This is a genomic window from Virgibacillus halodenitrificans JCM 12304 (assembly GCF_001310895.1).
Lineage (GTDB): Bacteria > Bacillota > Bacilli > Bacillales > Amphibacillaceae > Virgibacillus_Q > Virgibacillus_Q halodenitrificans.
In genome coordinates this window covers 1-3,371 of record NZ_BAZS01000066.1, presented here as the reverse complement: position 1 = coordinate 3,371, position 3,371 = coordinate 1, and the positions used below count along the sequence as shown (strand labels likewise).

Annotated in this window: 3 protein-coding genes; 1 reads left to right on the top strand and 2 read right to left on the bottom strand. The window is 41.6% G+C overall.

The genetic code is table 11. The features are described from left to right. Window positions 1–397: 397 nt before the first annotated feature. Window positions 398–1,351, bottom strand: coding sequence for a formylglycine-generating enzyme family protein (locus tag JCM12304_RS18685; RefSeq protein ID WP_060681988.1), 954 nt, complete (start codon window positions 1,349–1,351; stop codon window positions 398–400). Window positions 1,352–1,448: 97 nt separating this feature from the next. Continuing rightward, window positions 1,449–2,321 (bottom strand): LysR substrate-binding domain-containing protein, encoded by an 873-nt coding sequence (locus JCM12304_RS18680; protein WP_082388085.1) that lies wholly within the window; start codon window positions 2,319–2,321, stop codon window positions 1,449–1,451. Window positions 2,322–2,505: 184 nt separating this feature from the next. Between JCM12304_RS18680 and JCM12304_RS18675 the strand changes: the two genes are divergently transcribed. Further along, a complete protein-coding gene (locus JCM12304_RS18675; protein ID WP_060681986.1) occupies window positions 2,506–3,276 on the top strand; it encodes a sulfite exporter TauE/SafE family protein in 771 nt (256 codons plus the stop codon). Window positions 3,277–3,371 lie beyond the last annotated feature (95 nt).

The window sequence follows — 3,371 nt, the reverse complement described above, 5'->3', positions numbered from 1 at the left end:
ACTCTCATATTTGGGGCGGCTCTCTCATTTGAGTGCGCATGCGTCTCATATTTGGTGTGACTCTCTCTTTTGAATGAGATCGCCCCGTATTATAATCTTTAATGTGAATGGCCTTTTATAAAATTATATGATAGACATTTAGAGCACTAAATCGAGCGGCAATGTCCATCATGGCACGGATGATAGACATTTAGAGCTCTAAATAGAGCGGCAATGTCTGTCATAGCATCGATGATAGACATTATGAGCACTAAAACGAGCGGCAATGTCCGTCATAGCGTCGATGATAGACATTAAGACCGCAAAATCGAGTCCCAATGTCCGTCATAGCATCAATGATAGACATTATGAGCACAAAAAAACTGGAAGGGTCCACCCTCCAGTTTTTCCAACATTCCTATTTAGCATCTCGGGCACAACGAAATCCCAGATTTCCTGTTGAGCTATCCATGGTGTTGGAGCTTCTTGCTGCTACTCGGTAGCGATTACAATAGGAATAATGACACAAGTAGGATCCGCCTCGCATCGCTTTTGGTGCTTGTGGGTCCACTTTTGGTGATAGATTCAAAGATTTATCAAACCAGTTGGAGCACCACTCCCACACATTGCCGGCCATATTATATAATCCGTATCCGTTCGGTGGGAAGGATTCTACCGGCGCGGTTCCGAGATAACCATCCGCCTCTGTATTGGTACGCGGGAAGTCTCCCTGCCAAATATTACAATAATGCTCCCCGTTTGGATGCAATTCGTCTCCCCAAACATATTTCTTCTGTTCAAGTCCGCCTCTAGCCGCAAATTCCCATTCCTTCTCTGTTGGCAGTCGCTTCCCAGCCCAATCACAAAAAGCTTTCGCATCATTCCAAGATACATGAATGACCGGATGATCCATTCGATCCTCGACACCCGAACCCTCGCCCTCGGGCTGATACCAATATGCCTTCTCAACAGCAAACCACCATGGTGTCCCTTGTGGCTGTTGGAATTTCCTCTGCTGCTCTTCTGATAAGAATTTATAAAAAACAAAGGACCAGCCATATTTTTCAGCATCTGTCATATAACCTGTTTCATCTATAAATTGCTTAAATTCTCTGTTACTAACAGAGGTTTTATCTATGTAAAAGGGCTTTACATTCACCTTTCTTATCGGTCCCTCGTTATCAGCAGAAAAACCGTCCCTGTCTTCCGTTCCCATTAAAAACTCTCCGCCAGATAGATAAACCATTTTCTCTTTAAACTTAATTCCGTCTGTATTTTTCAAAGTCGCTTGCTGATTCACTGTGTCTTCCTTCGCAATACTGCCTCTGCTGGCCGAACAACAAGAAGGTTTTGTTGTATGATTACTGTGCATCAAAATGTCAGCTCCTTATTTTTCAAAAAATTTTAAGTTGAGCCTATTATAGGGCGATCACTAAATTTTGTCTATATATAGAATAGCTCGTTCATTTTCAATTGGACATTTCCGTAATTAGAAACTCCTCAAAATTTCTTTGGATTTCTCGCTTAAACCGTTGTTCTTTGACGACCATCCAAAAATCCCTAACCAAGTGAAAATCCTTTACTGAAATCTCACGCAATACCTCAAATTCCAGTTCCTTTTTCACTGTTAGTCTTGGCAAGATGCTTGTCCCGAGGTTTGCCTCAACTGCACTTTTAATCGCTTGCATACTCCCAAGCTCCATCGCATTATCTATTTTTTCCAGAATTCCATGATTCCTTAGCGCTTCTTCCACAATCGATCTGGTACCTGATTCTTTTTCCCGCCAAATCATTTTCTCTTCGGAAAGCTCTTGTATATTTATCTCCTTTTTTTCTTGCCAACGATGATTGTATGAGGTCACAAGTATTAATTCATCATCGGCAAACTTCCGGCTTTTATATGTATCATGTTGAAAAACGCCCTCTACGAATGCGAGATCGATTTCATTGACCTCTAATTTTTCCAGCATCTGAGGGGTATTACCAATCGATAAGCTGAATTGCACATCTGGATGGTGTTTTTTAAAATGACCGATCAAGTCAGGTAGTAAATATTCGCCGATGGTAAGGCTAGCTCCAAGGCGCAACGTTTTGTCTATTTCTCCTAAATGTTCCTGAATCGTTTCTAAGGAAGATCGATGTAAAGCAACAATTTCCTTAGCATATGGGTAAAGCTTTTTCCCAACCGCTGTGACACGCAGTTTTCCCTCTTGCCTGTCAAAAAGTGACGTGCCATAAATGTTTTCCAGCTGACGGATCTGTCTCGTTACAGCAGGCTGTGACACAAAACCCATACGTGCAGCTTGTGAAATACTACCCTCTTCTACTACCCGGCAAAACATCCGTAAACTCTCAATATTCAGCGCAAATCCCCCCCTTGCCTTTTTTTGCCCATATTACATTTTATCATACTATTAACCACTCCTATTCATTTCTGTTATACCCTATCACATTATTCGATTATCTTTTTCTAATGGGGCATGAGAAAATAGTAAGAGCAAAATGATTCAGGAGGCGGTTAACATAATGGATATCATGACAGGACTTTTACTTCTAATTATCGGGATTATCGCAGGAGGATACGGAACAATTGTTGGAGCGGGCGGCGGTTTTATTTTTGTACCGGCATTATTAATTCTTCTGGATATGGACCCAGTAATTGCGGCTGGCTCAGGTTTAGTAATCGTACTAATTAACTCTTTTACTGGTGTGCTTGGTTATGCCAAACAAAAGAAAATCAACTACAAAATAGCTTTAACCATTGGAATTAGCGCGATACCAGGCGCTCTATTGGGGGTATGGTTATTGCAAGCTTATTCCTCCCAATACTTTTACGTTATTTTCGCAACGATTTTAGTTGGTCTCGGCATCTTTTTATTCAGTAAAAACTCTCCATGGGAAGGAAAGCTTTTATCAAAAAAGAAACAAACGGAAAGAAATGCACCCAAAGATATCTGGTTCATTCCGTTAGGTCTTGTTATGGGCATTCTATCAAGCTATCTCGGAATAGGTGGTGGCTGGCTGTTGGTACCCATATTAATCTATGTCTTTCACGTGCCAACACATCGTGCAGCAGCTACTTCCATTCTCTCTTTATGCTTATATTCGTTTATCGGGGTGCTTTCCCAGCTTTACTACGGCAACATCCACTGGATGACTGTAGTATTTGGAGGTATAGGAGTTATTCTTGGGGCAAACATTGGCGTATTTCTATCTCAACGCATTCCGGGCAAAGTCATCCTACAGATGCTTTCCGTTGTATTGGTAATTATTGGAGTGAGGATGTATTTTCAGTGATGGGGTGGATTGGTGGTTGTGTCTCTCATTTAGGTGGCTTGCTCTCTCATATTTTGGACGGGTCTCTCATTTGGGTGGCTTGCTCTCTCATATTT